Annotated in this window: 12 protein-coding genes; 10 read left to right on the forward strand and 2 right to left on the reverse strand. The window is 45.3% G+C overall.

The features are described 5' to 3' along the window. Positions 1–6: 6 nt before the first annotated feature. From MHO32_RS22495 to MHO32_RS22530, 8 genes are all read left to right on the forward strand, one after another. The gene (locus MHO32_RS22495; protein WP_239214134.1) at positions 7–1,179 is read left to right on the forward strand and encodes a glycosyltransferase family 4 protein; all 1,173 of its coding nucleotides are present in this window, start codon (positions 7–9) and stop codon (positions 1,177–1,179) included. After that, a complete protein-coding gene (locus tag MHO32_RS22500; RefSeq protein ID WP_239214137.1) occupies positions 1,172–2,593 on the forward strand; it encodes a lipopolysaccharide biosynthesis protein in 1,422 nt (473 codons plus the stop codon). The genes MHO32_RS22495 and MHO32_RS22500 overlap by 8 nt, the downstream gene beginning before the upstream one ends. Next, positions 2,590–3,975, forward strand: a complete 1,386-nt coding sequence (locus MHO32_RS22505; RefSeq protein WP_039840926.1) for an O-antigen ligase family protein — start codon at positions 2,590–2,592, stop codon at positions 3,973–3,975. Before MHO32_RS22500 ends, MHO32_RS22505 begins: the two co-directional genes overlap by 4 nt. A 96-nt stretch (positions 3,976–4,071) precedes the next feature. Beyond that, entirely contained in the window at positions 4,072–5,196 is a 1,125-nt protein-coding gene (locus tag MHO32_RS22510; protein WP_239214140.1) for a glycosyltransferase, read from the forward strand. Continuing rightward, a complete protein-coding gene (locus tag MHO32_RS22515; protein ID WP_038898093.1) occupies positions 5,193–6,620 on the forward strand; it encodes a GumC family protein in 1,428 nt (475 codons plus the stop codon). Before MHO32_RS22510 ends, MHO32_RS22515 begins: the two co-directional genes overlap by 4 nt. Before the next feature lie 259 nt (positions 6,621–6,879). Beyond that, the gene (locus tag MHO32_RS22520) at positions 6,880–7,992 is read left to right on the forward strand and encodes a glycosyltransferase (protein ID WP_239214146.1); all 1,113 of its coding nucleotides are present in this window, start codon (positions 6,880–6,882) and stop codon (positions 7,990–7,992) included. Further along, positions 7,989–9,188, forward strand: a complete 1,200-nt coding sequence (locus MHO32_RS22525; RefSeq protein ID WP_009697749.1) for a glycosyltransferase family 2 protein — start codon at positions 7,989–7,991, stop codon at positions 9,186–9,188. The genes MHO32_RS22520 and MHO32_RS22525 overlap by 4 nt, the downstream gene beginning before the upstream one ends. Positions 9,189–9,198: 10 nt before the next feature. Continuing rightward, positions 9,199–9,837 carry a sugar transferase gene (locus MHO32_RS22530; protein WP_009701686.1) on the forward strand — a complete coding sequence of 213 codons (639 nt, stop codon included), beginning with the start codon at positions 9,199–9,201 and terminating at the stop codon, positions 9,835–9,837. A 29-nt stretch (positions 9,838–9,866) separates the two neighbouring features. Here MHO32_RS22530 and MHO32_RS22535 read toward each other — a convergent pair whose 3' ends face one another. Then, positions 9,867–10,256: an ATP-binding protein gene (locus MHO32_RS22535; RefSeq protein ID WP_029788494.1), complete on the reverse strand. Its 390-nt coding sequence runs from the start codon at positions 10,254–10,256 to the stop codon at positions 9,867–9,869. Positions 10,257–10,571: 315 nt separating this feature from the next. Here MHO32_RS22535 and MHO32_RS22540 point away from each other — a divergent pair, with 315 nt between their 5' ends. After that, positions 10,572–14,972 (forward strand): SslE/AcfD family lipoprotein zinc metalloprotease, encoded by a 4,401-nt coding sequence (locus MHO32_RS22540; protein ID WP_239214152.1) that lies wholly within the window; start codon positions 10,572–10,574, stop codon positions 14,970–14,972. Between the two features lie 206 nt (positions 14,973–15,178). Then, entirely contained in the window at positions 15,179–15,583 is a 405-nt protein-coding gene (locus MHO32_RS22545) for a hypothetical protein (RefSeq protein WP_239214155.1), read from the forward strand. Between the two features lie 99 nt (positions 15,584–15,682). Here MHO32_RS22545 and MHO32_RS22550 read toward each other — a convergent pair. Then, a partial coding sequence (locus tag MHO32_RS22550; protein ID WP_239214158.1) for a VWA domain-containing protein occupies positions 15,683–20,036 on the reverse strand: 4,354 nt, incomplete at its 5' end.

Genomic DNA, 20,036 nt, shown 5'->3' on the forward strand with positions numbered 1-20,036 from the left:
CTGACCATGAAACGTGTATTGATGTTTGACGCTATCCCAATGCAAGGCGGTTCGAAAATTGCCAACGCCGAGTTGATTAAACAGTGTGACCAACGTGACGTGATTAGCTATATCGCAACGACAAATCCAGAACATTGGATTTCAACACTCAGCTCAAATCCTCGCGTACAAGTATTGAAAATCAAGCGATCTCCAATCACGTCTCATCATGGTATCGCTTATTGGCTGATGAACTGCTTTTACCTAGTTCAACTGATTCTGGTGACGCTCAAGCTACCGAAACTCGATTGGTTTATGGGCTTGTCTTCACCAAACAACGACATGCCCATGTACTTGCTTCGTCTGTTCAATCGCAAACCTATCGTACAAATGGTGCATGGCCCTGTGGGCGTGTCTCGCTCATCTGGCTACTGCTTAGTAAAAGCGGCTGCCATTCATTATCTCGCAAACACGCGCGCCTCTATGATCGATGCTCTTATGGCTTACCTAAAAATGCCTAAGCCAGCCGTTGAACGCTACTGGACAACTCTAAATACTGCATCATTCGTCAATGGTCTTTCTTCAAAGCGCTCACCAAAGCAAGCAAACCCAATTTCTAATCGCGTATTTTGGGCCGCAAGTCTATTGAAATGGAAAAATGTGGATTTATTGCTCGATGCGATGAAACTGGACGACTCATGCCACCTAAATGCAACCATTTGCTACATCAAACCCAACATCGAAGGCGTTGAATGCTCACAGCCAAATTTCACTCAGGCAAACATTGAATGGCACGAATCGCCAGACAACCTTGACGAGCTACGAGCACAGTGTGGTGTGTTTGTTTCTACCAGTAACAACGAACCATTTGGGTTATCGATTTTAGAGGCGTTAGCCGCTGGTATGTGTGTCGTGATTCCTCATGATGACAGTTACTGGGATCGTGTACTAACTCACGGGAAAAACTGCATCAAGTACACACCAAAAGACGCCGCATCTCTGCACAATGCAATTGTCCTGTTGAATGAATCGCCATGGTTGAAAGTGACCATGGGGTTAGAGGCACTGCACGTTGCTCGCTTATATACAGCGGAACGTTGTTACTTCTCTATTACCCAGCAGCTTTGCAAAGATCCATCAAGCAAAGAACAACAAAACGCAAAGAAGCGTGACAACGTCAAAGGATATGACCATGTCTAAAGCCATGACCAACATGTCGTTGTTCGCCATTGCGTTGGTGATCAACAAAAGCATCAGCTTAATTATGCTGCCAGTGCTTCCTCAGTTTCTCTCACCAGAGCAAATGGGCCAACTCGAGTTACTGACCTCTTTTGGTGTCGTTACTGCGCTACTTGCGAGTATGGCAATGCACGAAGCGCTATACCGCTTTGTCGGCGTGGAGAAAGACGGCAAGAAGAAAGTGACCATGCTCAACCAGATCTACTCGCTTTCCGTTTGGATTGCGGCGACGATTGGCTTGGTTCTACTGGTTGCGATTTTAGCTGCCCCGATTCCTAGCCCATTTTCTCAGCTTGAATTTATCGTGCTAATGTTCGCAATTATCTTGGAAGGCGCGATTGGTATCGGCACTGCTTGGCTGCGCATGCAAGATGATAAAGCAAAAACTCTTCTCAGCGTGATGGTGACTGCCACCGTTCTTCAAGTGGTGTTCATTGTTGCCGCTTTATTGATTCACCCACACGTCATTTCTGTCTTGCTTGGTGGTCTGCTTGCTGCCGTAATCCAATTTACCTGGTTACACATTATCAATAAATACAAAGTCGTCATGCCTGACATAGCGCTCGCGAAACAACACCTGCATTACTGTATCCCTGTCATGATGTCTGCGCTAGTTGCGTTTTGCTTGAACGGTGCTGAGCGTTGGTTCATCGGCGCTAATGCTTCACTGGCAACACTTGGGGTGTACGCAATTGCGGTTAAATTTGCCATTGGCATGTGTATTTTGGTTCAGCCATTCGGTATGTGGTGGATGCCACGTCGCTTCGCGTATCTGGAGCGTAATCGTGGTAAAGAAGCCGTTCGGATTTCTCACTTCGGTATGATTTATATTGCGGCACTCACGGTGTTGGTCGCAACTCTTGCCTTCATTATGATCAGCCAGTTTTTACCAGAAACATACCAAGAAGCTGCACTTTACACATTATTCCTTCTACCAATCGCCATGATAAAAGAATGGAGTGAACTGCTGAACATCGCGATTCTTTACAAACGTCGCACTCGTTGGTTATTAGGAATTAACGTCGTTGCCGCTGGTGTTGCAATTGCTCTTCTGTTTTCGCTTTCTTCCCTTGGTATCTATGGCGTATTCATCGCGCTTTACTATGCCCAACTCACCAAACTGGCGATGACGTTCGTGATTGGACAACAGTGCATGTACCTTCCTTTCCACCTAAGTTTGATGGTCGCATTACAAATCATCTCAGGAGTGGCACTGTTCCTGCTTTACTCTACTCAATCCATCGGAAGTGCGATTGTGATTTGCATTCTGACATGCACACTGTTTGCTGGTATCGCCTTCCGATACATGTCTAAGGAAACACGCAATAATCTTATGATGAGGTTAAGAACGGAAGCGAAAAGAGTGACGTTATGAATGCCACGGATGTGAGACCAACCCAAATCATCGCTGCGACAACCGTTACTGTGGTCATCGCTTTAGCGTGGTTAGTGATGCCGCATCCAATTTTAATTGTCGCAATTTGTTTTGCTCCGCTTGCCATCTTGTTTGTCCTCAACCAAACCTTTTGGCTGGTGACTCTGTTCGTCATCTTCTCTTTCTTTCGAATACACGAAGCGTTTCCCGTTATCTACAACTTCAAAATCCCATTGTTGTTGTCTTTAGGCGCACTTGGCGCGTTATCTTTTCATCTATTGATCAGTCGTCAGCTATCGGTCTTTTGGCACCCTTCTTTAAAGTGGCTGTTCATCTTTTGGGCGTTAGTCATCATCGGTATTGTGTTCGCCTCTGCGCGCGACATCGCGATTACCGTATTTAAGAATACGTATTGGAAGATCATTGTGATGACACTGGCGATCACTTGGCTTATCACCACACCCAAACAGCTCGCACAAATGTCAAAAGCAATTATCGTTGCTGGGTTGTTGGTCGGACTCGTTGCTCTTTATAACGCCACCAACGGTATTGATATTGTCGAAGGAACGCGTGTGTCGATTGGTCGTTCGTTTGGCTCGGTATTAGGTGACCCCAATGACTTAGCGCTGGTTTTGATGTTCCCCCTCGCCTTTACGGTGAGCCAATTGGTCGAGAAACGATCGTCGATGTGGTTGCGAGGTTTTGCACTGCTCACTTGTATCATCCTGTTTATGTCGATCCTTGAGACACAAAGCCGCGGTGGCTTATTGGGAGCACTGTCAGTCTTCGCCTATTTCGCGTTCAAACACATCAAGAGTAAGGCATTGGTTGTCTTTCTAGGTTTGGTCGCGGCTTTGATTCTTTATGCTGTTGCTGGGATCTCTGGTCGAGCATCGGGGGGTGCTGCAGAAGCCGGTATTGATGCCTCTGCAATGGGACGTTTGTACGCTTGGGAAGCGGCTTTCAAAATGGCACTCGACAATCCGATAACCGGCGTTGGTTTAGAGAACTTCTACTACAACTACTTCTTCTACAGCCCGCATTGGGATGGCATTAACCACGCGGTGCACAGTACTTGGTTTGGTGTACTGGCTGAAACCGGTTTTGTTGGTTTAGCGGTTTTCATTACTCTGATTGTTTCTCTGGTCAAAACGTCATTAAGTTCAATCTCACTTCTGACTGAAAAGTCCCACTTCACGCTTTCTGTAGGTGCAAACGCCGTATTGAGCGGACTTATTGGCACCATAGTGTCGGGAACCTTTCTCACCCAAGGATTTACTTGGCCGATTTATATACTTGCCGCGCTAACCATAGTGATAAATCGCATCGTTCAAACTGATTGTCAAAATGAGAAACCGTCACCCTCTCAAATCAAGAAATAACCTAACCTATTGTTTTAATGGAACTTAGTCCCTTGGCACGCATCATGATACGTCTTTGAGTAACAACAACGAATCAATTGGCTCAAGGAGAGAACGATGACAGATATCGTAGTATTTGGAGAAGACTTCGGCGGCTTGCCATCTTCCACTCAACATCTGATAAAGCACCTAGCGAACAACCATCGTATTCTTTGGGTCAACTCGATCGGCTTAAGACAACCAAAGTTCACACCAAAAGACGCTAAACGCCTCGTCACCAAACTGACTGGATCATTCAAACAACAAGACAAGGTTCAAACGCCTTTCGGCCGAGAGGATGACTCAAACATCCACACCATCACTTTGCTGACGATCCCTGCTCCCAAATCTAAATGGGCACGTAACATCGCGACAAAAATGATGAAACATCAACTGAGCAAAAAACTGAATGAGCTCGGCTTTCAACATGCCGTTTTTTGGACGTCACTGCCTACCGCTGTGGATATTTGTCGAGAAATGAGTACCAAAGGCATTGTTTATTACTGTGGTGATGACTTTGGCGCACTCGCGGGTGTCGATCATCGAACCATTTTGGAACATGAAGCTGACTTGATTGAGAACGCAGACCTTATTTTGGCTGCCAGCGATAAGCTTGCCGCGGAGCTTCCGCAAGAGAAAACCGTGACTCTACCGCATGGTGTGGACTTCAGTTTGTTTTCAGAGCCAACGGCGAAAGCGCAAGATATGCCAAACAATGGTCGTAAGGTACTGGGTTTTTACGGCAGCCTATCAGAATGGTTGGATTACCGTTTAATAGAACAAGTCGCCGATCAAGCCCTGGATTGGGATTTGGTCTTTATTGGTCCAAATGAATTTCCTCACAACCCGTTGCCACAACGAAACAATATCCATTACCTAGGTCCGCGAGCACATCAAGATTTACCTAGCTACTCACAACATTGGGAGGTGAGCTGGCTACCGTTCGTCGATAACGCACAGATTCAAGCCTGTAATCCACTTAAACTATTGGAATACCTCGCCACAGGAACACCGGTCATCAGTACGGCTTTCCCAGCACTTAAGCCCTACCAACACATGCTGCATGTTGTGGCGGATGTGGATGATGTTCGTGCGAGCCTGAATCACTTACTCCCACCACCAGAGGGTTCACTCTCGATCATCCAACAACAAAGTTGGCAATCAAGAGCACGTCAAGTTGAGCGATTAGTGAGGGCGTTATGAACGATTTAAGAGACAACATCACCTTATTACTGCATGGCGCATGGCGACGTCGCTATCTGATTGTTATTCCTATGTTGGTATTGCCTATCTTAGGCTTTGTCGTCAGTAAAATGATGCCAACGAAATATGTGGCACACACTAGTATGCTGATTCAAGAAACAGCCAAGATGAATCCCTTCCTCGAAGATCTTGCCGTCTCAACCATGCTGAAAGATCGCTTGAGCGCGTTAAGTACCCTATTGAAAAGCCGTCATGTGCTGTATTCGGTTGCTCAAGAACAAGGCTTGATTGATGACACCATGGGACCGAAAGAACAAGAGTCCATCATTAAAGAGCTTGCCAATCGCCTCACGGTGCAACAGCTTGGTAAAGACTTCATTCAAATCCAGTTAACCAGCAGTAAGTCTGAAGGTATGGAAGATATACTTGGCTCCGTCAGCGATCATTTTGTAGAACAACTTCTTGCCCCAGAGCGATCTTCGATTAAAGACTCAAGCCACTTTCTTACCATACATATTGATAAACGTCGTGAGGAACTGGATAAAGCCGAGCAAGCCTTTGCCGAATACAAAAACGCCTATTCGCACGCAACACCAGAGATGCAGGCACAAAGCCTGACTCGTTTAGCGAGCCTAAAGCAGACATTGGCAGAGAAAGAAGCGGAACTGGCTGGTGTAAAACGCAGCTTAGGTAGCTTGGACCAACAACTTTCTAAGACCAACCCAGTGATTGGTAAAATTGAAGAGCAAATCATCGAGATCCGCAGTGAACTAACCCTACTTCGTGCCAAGTACACTGAAGCGCACAGTATGGTTCAAGGTAAATTGCGAGAATTGAATCGCCTAGAACAAGAGCGCGCCGTTCTAATCAACTCAAAACAACCTGAGATGAACAGTAACCAGCTTTGGGATATCGCCAGCACCGCAACGGTAAGTAATATCGGTGATGCGCAACCTCTGCTTGTTTCTCAGCTCCATCAATTGCAAATCATGCGCGGTCGATATGAATCGCTTCAAGAAGAGACAGCGAGTCTGCAAAGCATGATTCAAGAGTTAGAAACCAATGCGAATCGATTTGGTAGCACCGCAACTGAAATCAATCGACTGGCAAGAGATGTGACAGTCAAACGCCAATTGTACGAAGAACTGGTTGAACGTTATGAAATGGCCCAACTCACCGGTTCTTTGGGTGTATTTGAAGAAAATAAACGCGTGAAAGTCATTGATGAGCCTTACACTCCCACAATTCCAACCAATTTACCCGCTTTTATGTTCGTTATCTTAGGGTTCATTGGTGGTGCTGGATTAGGCATCGGATTAGCAACCATTGCGGAACTGGCAGATAACTCGATTCGCTCACGAAAATCCCTTGAAAAACACCTGGGCGTCCCCGTGATTACCACTATCCCTAAAGTAATCTTCTAGCCAGAATTTTAAATTTCAGCATCATGTGAAGGCACTCATTCGTTGAGTGCTTTCTCATCCCCATTCCCATTAAATCAAGCAATTAACTGGGAATTTCTTTCATCCGCTAATTCTGAATTTCAAAATGAGAATATTCTTTTCTCATTTTGATGTTCAGCACGTCCAAATCATTAACTTGTTGTTTTTAATTACTTTAATTTTTGGCACATAGCGTGCACAAATCAACATGTAAAAAAACAAATATATCGAGGACTCAGGAATGGAAAACTCAGACACTCGAACATCAACCAAGAACCGCAATGTGATTGTACACGTCGTCCAACATCTCGCCCCCGGCGGATTAGAAACTCTGGTACTAGAGATGCTTCGTTTTGCTAAAGCAGAAGACTCCGTTTTTGTGGTCAGTCTTGAGGGGAACAAAACGGTTGCACTTCGTCATTGGAGCAAGTTGTTGGATTACCGAGACCAACTTTGCTTTCTCGATAAAGCGCCAGGTTTTAGCCTAACCACACTCCGAGCATTGAAACATATACTCAAAAGACTCAACGCAAATGTCGTTCATACTCACCATATCGGTCCCTTGCTGTATGGCGGGATTGCGACACGATTGCTAGACATTAAAACCTTAATCCACACGGAGCATGATGCTTGGCACTTAAACAACCAAAAAGCAGCTAGATTACAAACAGTATTACTCAAGAGTCTTCGCCCCCAAGTTGTTGCAGACGCTGAGTTTGTCGCTGACCAAATAACCAACAAGCTAGGCTATCTTCGAGTCAGCACCATTCATAATGGGATTGATTGTGAAAAGTTCACCAATGGTAATCAAAACCAAGCCCGTGAGCGCTTTTCGCTTCCCACTGATAAGTTCATTGTCGGAACAGCAGGTCGTTTAGAAGCCGTTAAGGGGCAAGAGATCCTAATCAAAGCCTTCTCACATCTACCAACACATACACACCTTGCTATTGCAGGAAGCGGCAGCCAAAGAGAGCTATTAGAAGCGCAGGTACGCACTTTGGGACTGGAAGACAGAGTAACGTTCTTGGGCTTGGTTAGTGACATGCCGCACTTTTACCAAAGCTTAAATGTCTTTTGTCTACCTTCACTTCAAGAGGGTTTTCCACTTTCAACCTTAGAAGCACAAGCCTGCGGCGTCCCTTGCATTGCCAGTGACGTTGGAGCAGTAAAAGAGACGCTATGCCCACAAACAAGCGCATTGGTTGAGCCAAATAAAGTTCCCGTTCTAGCGGATGCATTGTCACAGCATTTATCAGAAATACCGCGTTCGCCTAGAGCCCATATTCTTAAGCATTTCGATATCCGCAATATGGTTAACCGCTACGCGATGTTAGCTCAAGGAGAGAACTTATGATTGATTTACTTTGGACCACTGGCTTCGTTTTGTCTGCTCTATTAATTGTCTACCATCACGTTGGCTACCCTCTTGTTCTGAACTGGCTTTCAACACGTCGTGAACAGCGCAAGGTAGCGAAGAAAGCAACGGTAAAAGAGCGTTGTTACAAAGCATCCAAAAACGACTGCATCTTACCTACGATGACAATCGTTGTACCTGCCTACAACGAAGAACAATGGATCGCAGAAAAGATCCGAAACCTTGCAAGCCTTGACTATCCGCGAGATAAATTAACGATTGTCATTGCTTGTGATGGATGCACCGACAACACAGCAGAGATAGCACAGAACACCATTCAAGAAGCGATCTGTGCTGACACTTTATTTATCATTCGAGACCACGCAATCAATCGTGGCAAAGTGACGCTGATCAACTCTGAAATGAAAAACATAACCACTGAGATTACCGTCCTTAGTGATGTTTCTGCCCTAGTCTCTTGTGATTCCTTACTGCTAGCGAGCCAACACTATCAAAATGAGAATATCGGTGTAGTCAATGCGACTTATCAAATCATGGCGACACAAAACCAAGGTGAAGCAGCTTACTGGCAGTACCAATCTAATGTGAAATACAAAGAGTCGTTGATTGGCTCAACCATTGGTTCTCACGGCGCGTTTTATACATTTAGAACCAAACTGTTCACGCCGCTCGAACCTGAGATCATTAACGATGACTTCATTTTACCAATGCGTATCGTACTACAAGGTTATGCATCCATTTATGAACCTAGGATGCTGGCTCTTGAGCTAGAAGAAAGCTCTGATAACTCTGACTTCAAACGACGTCTACGCATCTCTGCAGGCAATATGCAGCAGTTCTTGAAACTTAAAAAGCTGCTGTTACCCCGCTATCGTGGCACTGCATTTGCATTTTTATCAGGAAAGGTACTGCGTCTTGCGACTCCTTACCTAATGATCATGTGTTTCGTGAGTTCGTTATTGTTGATGGAATACCCTACGTTTCAAGCTCTACTCGTAGCGCAGTTAGCCGTTTACTCAATCGCTCTCATCACTTATTTAATCCCAGCGTTCAATTTGTTTAAGCCATTCAAGTTGATCAACTACATAGTAGTCGGACACATAGCAAACTTCGCAGGCGGGCTTCGTTATCTTCTAGGAATGGAAAATGGTCGCTGGAAGCGCGTTAATCAATAAGGAAAGTATCATGAAGACTTCACGTTATGACTCAAATATTCATTTAGCAAAACGCGCTTTCGATGTTGTGGTTTCAATGCTTATTTTGCTTGTATCCCTACCAGCCATGCCAATCATTGCAATGGCAATCACGATCAACTCAAAAGGACCTGTCATTTATCGTCAGCTTCGTGTGGGTCGTTGTACACCAGACAAGATGGAGCTGTTTGAAATCATGAAGTTTCGCACTATGTATGTCGATGCCGAGCAACGTTCTGGCGCGGTATGGGCTTCAGAGAATGATCCAAGAATCACACCTGTCGGTCGATTCTTACGTAAGACACGCTTAGATGAACTGCCACAGTTATTCAATGTGCTAAAAGGTGAAATGTCGTTGATTGGTCCTCGTCCTGAGCGCCCTGCTTTTTACCAAAAGCTAGAAGATGAGATTCCTTACTTTGTTGAACGCACTTACGGTGTTCTACCAGGCATCACAGGATTAGCACAAGTCAATCAAGGCTACGACTCATGTATTGAGGATGTTCGCCGTAAAGTCGGCTTCGACCACAGCTACGCATTGAGCCTAAGCTCATTTTACTCGTGGATTTCGATGGACATCGCCATTATGAGCAAAACACTGGTTGTCATGATCGATGGCAGGGGTCAGTAGTATTCTTGAGACCAAAAGAGGTTAAAACGTTATTCTTGCCATTGGCGACGCATGTTTTCGATCGTCGCTGATGGCACATCATGAATGCTTTGATATTGCTCACGACACACCTGCACTTCCACTTCAATTTGCTTTTTCTCACAATACTTTAGGTAGCGCTTCATTTCCCAGTGACGAACAAAGGTATTGCTGACAATCACCACCTTACCTTTATTAAGCCACTTACGGGTTTGTTGAAAACACCATTCATGGGCATCCGCTAGCTTGGTACCATCAAAAACGTATTCTCCAATTTCATTCTCAAAATACATGTCAGCTTCAAAGTGTTTCGCTTTGAGCTGTTTGGACAATTTCTTAGCAAGCGTTGTCTTTCCAGAGCCTGGTAAACCACGAATAAGAAGGAGTTTTGCGTTGGTCATGATCGGATGATTTCAGTGAAAAACCAGCAAACTGTACGCTATTTTTGCAGAAAAGAAAGTCCAACTAACCACTAGGCTTATTCATTCTGTGAATCCCACCCTCAGTTGTGAAAATTTGTTCAATACAAAGCTAATCTTTTTGTTCCCTCCTGCCGCTTTTAAAACTAGAATGCGCGCGCATTTATCGAGCCCTAAAAACTTACTAAAAGTTAATTACTTAACAGCATAATCTCGATAGCCCTGAGCTTTAAAATAAAGTAACTCTCAACCAATTCGCCATCCAAATGACGATGGCACTTCATAAGGGTTTAGTCTTTGAAACGAAGTCTTCTTTCAATCCTTGTCGCTTCGCTGCTGTTTGGCTGCGGTGGCGATGAAAGCAACAACTCAACAAATACCACGCCACCGACTGTTGAACCTGATTTACCGCCAGATCAACCAGATATCGGTGTAACCACGTATCAAGGTAAACTGTTTATTCATAGTAAACAGTTAACCGGTGATCTTGAGTGTGATGATCAGGATATCAGTGAGTCAGGCTACTTCACTTATACCGCTTCTGAAGGCACATTCACCTGTCAATTCGGTGGTATTACTCTAGGTACGTTCAACTACCTAGTGCCAGAACAAACACGTGAAGGTTCACAACCATCTGAGTTAACTCAAGCGTATGATCTTAAAGATGTGCTAGGTAAACACGCAAGTAATGCTACTAAGCTGTTAAACAAGATCGACACATGCCCTACTCAAGATACGCAAGTGTGTTTAGATGAAATCAACAGCTACGATATCCAAGACCTGTATCTAAGCGAAGATCAAGCGGCGATTGATGAGTTTCTCAATCCAAGTGTCGCGAATGAGGGTGAGCAACCAAGCGCACACGTTGATCCAGAGCTTCAGCCAGAAGTCACCCCAGGTGCAAGTAACAACTTAACCGGGTCGTTTGTTTCTGCCAACGCCGAAGCAACTTATGAATACAAGCCAAGCGCTGCAAACAAACCACTAACGACAAGTCGCTTGACGGACTCGCAAGGCCACCCCCTTGCCGGTGTTGAGTTCTTCAGCCACTCTGCCCGTGGTATGACAAATGCAAACGGCGAGTTTGAATACCTATGGGGCGAGAACCTGATCTTTGGTATCGATACCTTCACACTCGGGCAAGTTAAAGGTAACAAGGTAAATTACCAACTTGCGGATTTAAGTGACAATCCGTTGGTAAAACAAAACCTAGAGGCGTTTGTTCGTCGTTATGGTATTCAGACTGACAGCAACATTGAGATCAACGATAACGTTCGTCAGGTATTTGCGCAGTACCCTAACGTAATCAATGAACTGATCAACCTTAGCTTACCAAACGGCGCAAAGATTGAAGGTACTAACTTCACGATGCCAAACGAGTTTGCTGCACAGTTTAGCCAAGGTTTAACGCAGATCATCGATGGACAGTTGAAACAAGCACCACAGTGGTCAGGCTTTGCGGCACCTATGTTGCGTACCGTTCGCGCTACAGGGAGCAATTATGTAACGCAATCTCTGCATCAAATTTATGCAGGCGTGGATAGCGTGCACATCTTCCATGATAACCATGGTTGGGGCGGTTCTGGTTATACACGTGCAATGCGTAACTTCAACCTAACCAATGAAGCATTCCCAGTGCTAATGCCACGTAATGACAACAGTTACTGGCTTCCTTTTGGTGAAGAGGCCGCTTGGACACGTGGCTCAGGTAAAGACAAGAAAGCTTACATCGTAGATGCAACGACCATTGATGAAACATCGACGGTCAAGATGCTGCGTCCGGAAAAAATCTCGAAACAAACAGCGACCTTCAATTTACCGACCATGACCGCGGGTATGATTGGTTCAGGTAAAGTAGTGTTCTTGGGTAACGCGATGTACACCTCTATTTTCTCGTGTCCAGAAAACTACTGGGCAGGCGCAGATTTGGGCATTGAAAGCGAGAAACAAACATGTCGCTACAGCACGCCACACAACCAAGTTGCTCAAGACGCAGATACTCGTACCGACAACGGCAGCATGCAAAAGATGTTCGGCAACTTGATCAATTGGCTGGTACCAAACGCATCACAAGATTCGATTGCCATTGCAACGAACATCAGCAAGGGGCACGCTTTCCGTTGGGACCGCAAAGAGGGTCAAATCTACGACTTCTTCGTTAACCCAAGCTACCAACTTGGTGATATGGAACTGCTAAATAGTGGTTCATTCAGCACTCTTGATGCAACGACGACTCCGCTATTACTGCTTCAATCTTATGAGATTAAAACCGATGGCTATGATACCAAGTCCGTCGTTTCTGATATTCAACAGCCTAAGTTGGATGCAGATGACGTCACGGCGCTGATCGAATATGTAAACAACGGCGGCAACATCATCTTCTTTGATGCTCTAGAGGCAAGTAATCCTGAGCCTATCGCTCGTTTAGCTGATGCCGCTGGCGTCTCTGTAGGTGGTGCAAACGTTGCGAAGACCTTCCAGTCTCTTTGTTCAGATAGCTACTGGTGTCATAGTACATCGGGTCCAAACGTCCCTAACCTACACACAGTGGCGGAATTCGATCTTGTGGTTTATGAGCGTTATGCCGATACCACAAAAATTGAAATCAATGACAATGGCACCGTCACATGGCCGGGTAATATCGACATGCCAACGCTTGAGATTCCGTTGTACAAGGTAACTGTTGGCGACCAAGAGCAACAGCGCTATGCCTTCCACATGGTGAAATCTGAGCAACAGAAACAAACAGCCATCGCGGAACTGCAAAAGAACTTCCCTGGTGTGCCATTGTGTAAGGACGAATACCAATACGAAGTTAACTGTATTGAAGTACGTAAAGGTCATGGTATTCCGAGCCGAGGTAACCACCACCGTCCTGACTTCACTCGCTACGAAATGAGTCCTGAAGTCGTCGATAGTATGGTCAAGGCTGCAAACCTAGGTGCAAACATTGATCGCTTATTCTCTCACGAGCTTTACTACCGTAGTAAAGGTGAGATTGGTGAACGCTTGTCGCAAGCGGAGTTAACATCAACTTACGACAACCTATCAGTTTGGCTATGGAATGACGAACAGTACGAGTATCAACAGGACGTACAAGACGAGCTTGGCTTCAAACGCGCAGTCGAAATACTGAACTGTTACACCAATAACACTCACCAAGGCGGAAGTGCATGTGGGCAAGAGACACAAGAGCAGTTAGCTAAATGGTCAATGATTACAGAATCAGGCGAACTTAACCCTTCTTACCCACTAAACTGGATGGAAAAACCGTTAACTCGCATGATGCTAGGTCGCTCATACTGGGATTTAGACATCAGTGTTGATACGACAGGCTACCCAGGTCGACCATTGCAATCTGGAAGTTCGGCTAGTGTCGATATTCACACTAACAACAAAACCGTAATTGGCACCGCTGGCAGTATGCAATCGACAGGTTTGTGGGCTCCACAACTTGAAAATGTGACGATTTCCGGGGGCGTAAAAGCTTCGATTAACGTGGCGTTAGTTGATGATCTGACAGGGCGCGCGAATCATGAGTTGAGTTTGAAACGTCCACCTCGCGTTCAGAAGACCTTCCAATATGACGGGGCGCAATTAACCTTTAAAGTCCCTTATGGTGGTTTGATTTACATCCAGCCTCTTGAAACAGCTCAAGGTGACGTGGTGACATTCAACTTTAACGGCGTACTACAAGCATCTTGGTGGAAAGATGGCAAATGGGTAAACAACATCAATGCTGACGTACCACTTGCCGAAATCGATTCTGGTCATTTCATCTACACCACTCCTGTCAACAACGTACAGGAAACTGATGTACCTAAATTCGCTGATGAACTGAATGCCTTCGCAAATCATGCAAGCGACTTTTACGGACGCGATCAGGTGACGGAAGATGGCAAGCATCGTCGATTTACCTATGATGCTCTCTTAGCGAACCGACACCGCTTTGTGAATGATGTGCAAATCTCTATTGGTGCAGCACACTCTGGTTACCCAGTACAAAGCAACAGCTACTGGCCGACATGGACAGTGGTTCCAACGAACCCAACGAATGATTGGTTGCTATGGCACGAAGTGGGTCATAACTTAGCATCAGCACCATTTATGGTAGCTGGCTCAACCGAGGTGACCAACAACATTCTTGCGTTATACATGCAGGAGCAACGCGAAGCGAAGCCATACATGGACCGCATCGCAAGTGACTTATCTAAGTCACCTCTATGGCTAGACCGCTTTGAAGGTCACGCTTGGAGTGAGGCAGATGTCGGTATGCGCTTAGCCATGTTCGGTCAGTTGAAGCTTTGGGCAGAAGATCACTTTAACATCGACACTTGGTACTCTAATCAAGCATCTAAACCAAGCATTTTTGGTGAAGATCAGGGTTGGAACTTCTTCAAGTTGGCTCACCGCAAAGCTCGTGGTGACAGTGTTGGTGACCAAGGCATTAACTACTGTTCAACGCAGAGCAGCCAGTTAAGCCAAGGCGATTTGCTGATGGCGTGTACGTCTTATTTAACCCAGTACGATTTGACGGATTACTTCCGCAAGTGGAACCCATCAGAAACTAAAGCCAACTTACCAAATGGCAGTGTTGATTACTCTGGTGGCTTAACACAAGCAGGCTTCAACGCCGTAGCGGCAATGAAACTACCAAAACCAGACAAATCCCCTTCTGAGTATTTGTCCGTTAAGTAAACCGCAGTAAATCAAAAGCCGACAGAATTCGACTCTGTCGGCTTTTTTTGTTCATCGCGCTTTTAGTGCTCAAGCGGGATTACCCTGTAAGGAGTCGCTTCTCAAGATAACCAATTCACGAATATTTACATATCCCGTTGTAATCAGATAAGAAAAACCGCGGTCTGCCATTGAGAACTTATTCATTACTCTTTAAAGGACTCCAAATGAAAGAAACACTGCCACTTAAACTCAAAAAACAGTTAGGACTAGGATTATTAGCATTGCGATTAAGTGTCGCCTTGGTGTTTATTATGTGGGCACTAGATAAAGTCTTTGTTCCAGAACACGCAATGAAAGTATTTGCCGGCTTTTATGGTTTAGACATTTCAAGTGGAATATCTGTCGCGATGGGGCTTGCCCAATTAGTATTTATTGGGATTTTTGTCGCTGGCTTATGGAAAAATATAACCTACCTCGCCATTTTAGTTTTACATGCTGGCTCAACCTTTTCTTCGTTTGCTAAATACCTAGACCCATTTAACAACCTGCTGTTCTTTGCTGCGTGGCCAATGCTCGCAGCTTGCTTCGCGTTGTACCTGCTTCGAGAGCATGACATCTACACTTTGTAGTAAAACACAGAAAACGCCAATAAAGGCTTATACCTGACTGAAAACAAAAAAGGTCTAGCATTACGCTAGACCTTTTTTTCATACCTTCAGTTGGTTTGATTACATATCTTTAAGTTGAGAATCCAGACTTGCAATCAGGTGTGAAGTGACGTCATCAACACTTGCTCCATCAAAATGGATATCTAATGTCGTTCCACCTTTAGAGATACTCAAGTTAGAGTCTGTTGCTCCATCTTGCGTAACTTCCACATGGTAATTACCAACATCGCCAGCGTGATCACCCGACTTCAGATCATCCAGTAACGAACCAAGTTCATCCTTAGATAGATCCTCGAACAAGTCAGAGAAATCAAGAGAGTCTTCGTTTGCATTGAAGTCTTTTACTGTATCTGTCTCATTTGCAACATCCACCCACTTGAAGATGTCTGCACCATCACCACCGGTAAGGATATCGTTACCCAAACCACCGATCAGGATGTCATCACCTATACCGCCGTCCAGCGTATCTGAGCCACCTTGCCCGAATAGGATATCGTTGCCTTCACCTCCAGACAGGTTATCCGCTCGGTCGCTTGAACGAGATTGCTCAAATTCAGCTTGGTTGTCAGTAATGTAGTTATGAACATCTTTCTCGGTAACAAGACCAACATCTTTACCTAATTGACCAGCAACATACTCTTGTAATGCAGATACACCTTGTTCATCACTAGAACCAAATCGAATTGCATCACCGAAGATAATATCGTCACCAGCTTGACTATCGATGTCATCTCTACCTTGAAGCAAAGCGACTTCCTTACCAAGGATAACTTCAGCCAACTGTGAAACATCAATGTTGGTTCGCACTGTATTGTCTGAGTCGTAGTTTTCGAGTGTGCTTGCGTCCAAGTTGTTACCAAGACCAATCGCATGCACTTCACTAAACTCTTCCAATGCTTTGTACATATTCTCAGCTTGAGCGGTAACACTATTGCTGTAGTCATAGTAACCCGTGTTGCTGTACATGTAGCCAAGGCGGTCGCCAGTCGACAAAGAATAAACCTCTGTGTTGCTCGCAATAACCGTTTGGTTGTTGTAAGTCACAACATCACCACGTTGATAATCGCTTGGTAACACGTCTCCCAAAGTAATAATTTTGCCATTTTCAGCACCAATCACCACATTAGTCATCGAAGCCAAATCATAAGCGCTATTGTGGTCAGCTTGGTTCGGCGTACCATCAGAGATAAAGTATGTGACGTTATTTGCATCACTATCTTTACCTGCAAACCAATCTAGCACTGAATCAAATGCAGCTTCATAGTTTGTGTTACCACTGCCATTGTCTCTATTGTTTGCAAATGCAGTCGCGATTTTCGTTGAAGCGTCTGGGTCACTCAAATCAACTTCCAACAGCAACTTATCATTCGTTGCAAACGTTGTTAGCAAGACATTCACTTTACCCGAATGAGAACCGGTAGCACTGCTGATCAAGGTATCAAGAACCGTTTGAATCTCAGTCTCTGCTTTACCTACGTCATACCCCATACTGCCTGAAGTATCTAGAACAAAAGCAATGTTGTAATCCTCGCCCTCAACAATCTGCAGACCTTGGACATCACCAACAATAATGTCGTCATCAGCTGTACCGGTAATATCGTTATCACCGTGCGTACCGGTAACGTATTCGTAATCGCGAACTGAAACTCGAGCCGATTCGGTCTCAGTCGCTTGGTCATTATTTGATGACTCAACCGATGTTGCAGTGACACTTAATGGGAAGTCCAGACTACCTTCAAAATCGTACGGTACTTTTACATCAAAGTTAGCTTGGCCTTGAGCATCGAGATTTACGATATAGCCACCGCTTGGCTCTTCCGCAACGGCTTGACCATTGACGTACAACTCAACACCATCAGGTAGACCATCAACAAGGACTGTTTGAGCTAATGACTCGCTGCCATCAGTGTCAGCTAAGTCAACATCCACTTCAATCGGCACCCAACGATCTTGTAGAACCTCGTAAGTGCCATCTTTATTTATCTCAATCACCTTATCCGCAAAGACAACGCGCTCGATTTCGTACAGGTGATCACCACGGTCCTCAAAGCCCGTATTGTCATTTTCTGAATCGATTGAACGCTTGTCTAGGAAGATCCAATACGGAACTTGGCCACTATGGTTGTTCTTAAACGTAAACTGGTAGTCACTGAAGTTACCAGTTAGGTAAACCGTGTCTTTACCATCATATTGCGTTGTAGATCTTCCATCGTCACCGTAGAAAGAGTCATTTTGACGACCACCAACAAAGACATCATCACCAGCGCCACCATAGAAGGTGTCGTTGTAATTTGTACCGACAAATAACGAATCAGTATCTGAAGTGTCATTGTTACTACCCAAGGCTACATTCGCGACCGGATTCACTCCTTGTTGAACGCCATCTAAACCAATTGCATCTGCGATGACTTTGTTCTGAGCCGGCGTATTGTTTGTTGCCAATGTTACCAAGCTGTGATTAGACTCAACCGCGTCGGTTTTCGACATATCACCCACAGAGATACTGATTGTTGGCTTATCTGCTACCGCTACGACGTCAATATCTAGTGTTTCTGTCGCTCCAGTATTTGTCGTGTACGTAATTGTTGGTACGTCACCTGACCAATCTTTTACTGGGTCGAACGTGTAACTACCATCTTGGTTCACAACCAGCGTGCCGTTGCTCAGCGATACCGTCTGACCAACCGCATAATCAGTGTTGTTAACCGTGATATGGTCAACCAGTAGAACGTTATCGCCATCTGAATCATTCAGCAGGACGTTACCTTGTAACTGCTGATCTTCGTCTGTTGTAACAACATCACTTGCTGTATTCGTTGGCAAGTTTTCATGCACAACTACATTGATCGTCGCCGTAGAGTCAGCAGTATCACCATTAGACTCTTCTGTTGCTGTCGCAGTTACCGTGATAGTGAAATCATCATGAGAACCTGCAGGAGGAGTCACCGTCAGTCCGTCTAGCGCCCATCCGGTTACATCTACCGCATCCGCGCTAGCAATAGTAATTGAGTTAGTGCCATCCGAGATCACCGCGCCTACAGGAATACCTTTCAATGTCACTTCAAGCGATTCTGAGCCGTCAGTATCATTTAGATTTGCTCTAATTTCAGATAGAGGGATCGCAGTATCTTGAGGACCTTCGTTTACTTGGTAGGTCTCGTAGACTTCAACACCATTCACTTCTTGTAGTGCAGAGGTTCTGATATCAGTCGCGTCTAACGCGTTAACATCACTAACCACAACCAAGTTACTATTGCTTAGGTTAACTGGCGCTTGACCATTGATAGAAACATCGACGTTGAAGTTACCCGGACCACTCTGATTGTGATGGTAAATCTCTAGCGGGTAGAATCCAGAAACAGTAGGTACGAATGCACCACCCGTAATTGTACCTTGAGCATTACCCCAACGAGCTTCATCGACCAATGACCCACCAACTGTGATTGCAAGGCTATCGTCCGCGCGACCAGTGAAGTCGTAGCTTGTACCCGCTTCTAGGTAAACCAATCCTGTCACAAGTACTGCTTCATTTGCGGCTGTCGCATAAGACGACGTATCTTGCACATTCGAAGTTGTGGATTGATTACCGTTAGCAGAATCAAGAGCATCAATTGCATTGATAAGAACCTGACCTGTGACACCTAGCCCATTACCAGAACCCACTACGACGTTGTTCCAAGACGTAACATTGAACTCTTGCAGAGGTACCGACAAGCCTGGCGTTACGGTGCTCAAGGTTGGCGCATCAGCATCAGGGGTAACATCAATGGTTAGCGTCGATTGTTGACCTTCGTTCTGACCATCTGTTGGTTTAAATCCAATTTGAGCATAATGACCAGATTGGTCACCAACATTGGTACCACCAAAGCTACTATCACCAGACTCGTTTGTCTCCGGAGTAAATCTCACACCGTCAGCGTCAAACTGCGACTTATCGAGAACTTGATCTGCCTGAACAGCCTGCCAATCACCCTGAGCGTCTTTATACTCAAGCAATCCATCAGTCGGCAGCGAGGTAATCTGAATCGATAGTGAAGCGTCTGCAGAATCCACATCCGTCACACCGAAAGATGCCCAATCAAGCAATACATCTGCGCCCTGCGCATCTTCATTCAGAGTCACAGTTGTTGGCGTAGACTCTGGGGCGTCATTCACACGAACCACATCCAACGAATCCGTGTCTGCCGCTTTCGGGTTCACTCCGTCAGATACCGAAGCAGTGACAGACAAGGTAGTTAGGTCTAGCTGGTCGTTATTAACCGCTTCGACACCTTTATCGGTCAACTTAACTTGGTCACCATCGAGCACGAAGTAGCCATCTGTGTTGTTTTCTAGCTGAACCGTCAGTTGATCCGCTGGCGTATCTGTATCGGCAACGGTCACTGCTGCCACTACTGTGTCGGTAGATACCGCA

It is taken from the genome of Vibrio sp. MMH1-50 (assembly GCF_022347645.1).
Taxonomy (GTDB): Bacteria; Pseudomonadota; Gammaproteobacteria; order Enterobacterales; family Vibrionaceae; genus Vibrio; species Vibrio harveyi.

Coding starts and splice junctions, on each gene's coding strand:
- MHO32_RS22520 (WP_239214146.1), top strand. CDS start 6,880: ATGGAAAACTCAGACACTCGAACATCAACCAAGAACCGCAATGTGATT.
- MHO32_RS22510 (WP_239214140.1), top strand. CDS start 4,072: ATGACAGATATCGTAGTATTTGGAGAAGACTTCGGCGGCTTGCCATCT.
- MHO32_RS22525 (WP_009697749.1), top strand. CDS start 7,989: ATGATTGATTTACTTTGGACCACTGGCTTCGTTTTGTCTGCTCTATTA.
- MHO32_RS22535 (WP_029788494.1), bottom strand. CDS start 10,256: ATGACCAACGCAAAACTCCTTCTTATTCGTGGTTTACCAGGCTCTGGA.
- MHO32_RS22545 (WP_239214155.1), top strand. CDS start 15,179: ATGAAAGAAACACTGCCACTTAAACTCAAAAAACAGTTAGGACTAGGA.
- MHO32_RS22495 (WP_239214134.1), top strand. CDS start 7: ATGAAACGTGTATTGATGTTTGACGCTATCCCAATGCAAGGCGGTTCG.
- MHO32_RS22515 (WP_038898093.1), top strand. CDS start 5,193: ATGAACGATTTAAGAGACAACATCACCTTATTACTGCATGGCGCATGG.
- MHO32_RS22500 (WP_239214137.1), top strand. CDS start 1,172: ATGTCTAAAGCCATGACCAACATGTCGTTGTTCGCCATTGCGTTGGTG.
- MHO32_RS22505 (WP_039840926.1), top strand. CDS start 2,590: ATGAATGCCACGGATGTGAGACCAACCCAAATCATCGCTGCGACAACC.
- MHO32_RS22530 (WP_009701686.1), top strand. CDS start 9,199: ATGAAGACTTCACGTTATGACTCAAATATTCATTTAGCAAAACGCGCT.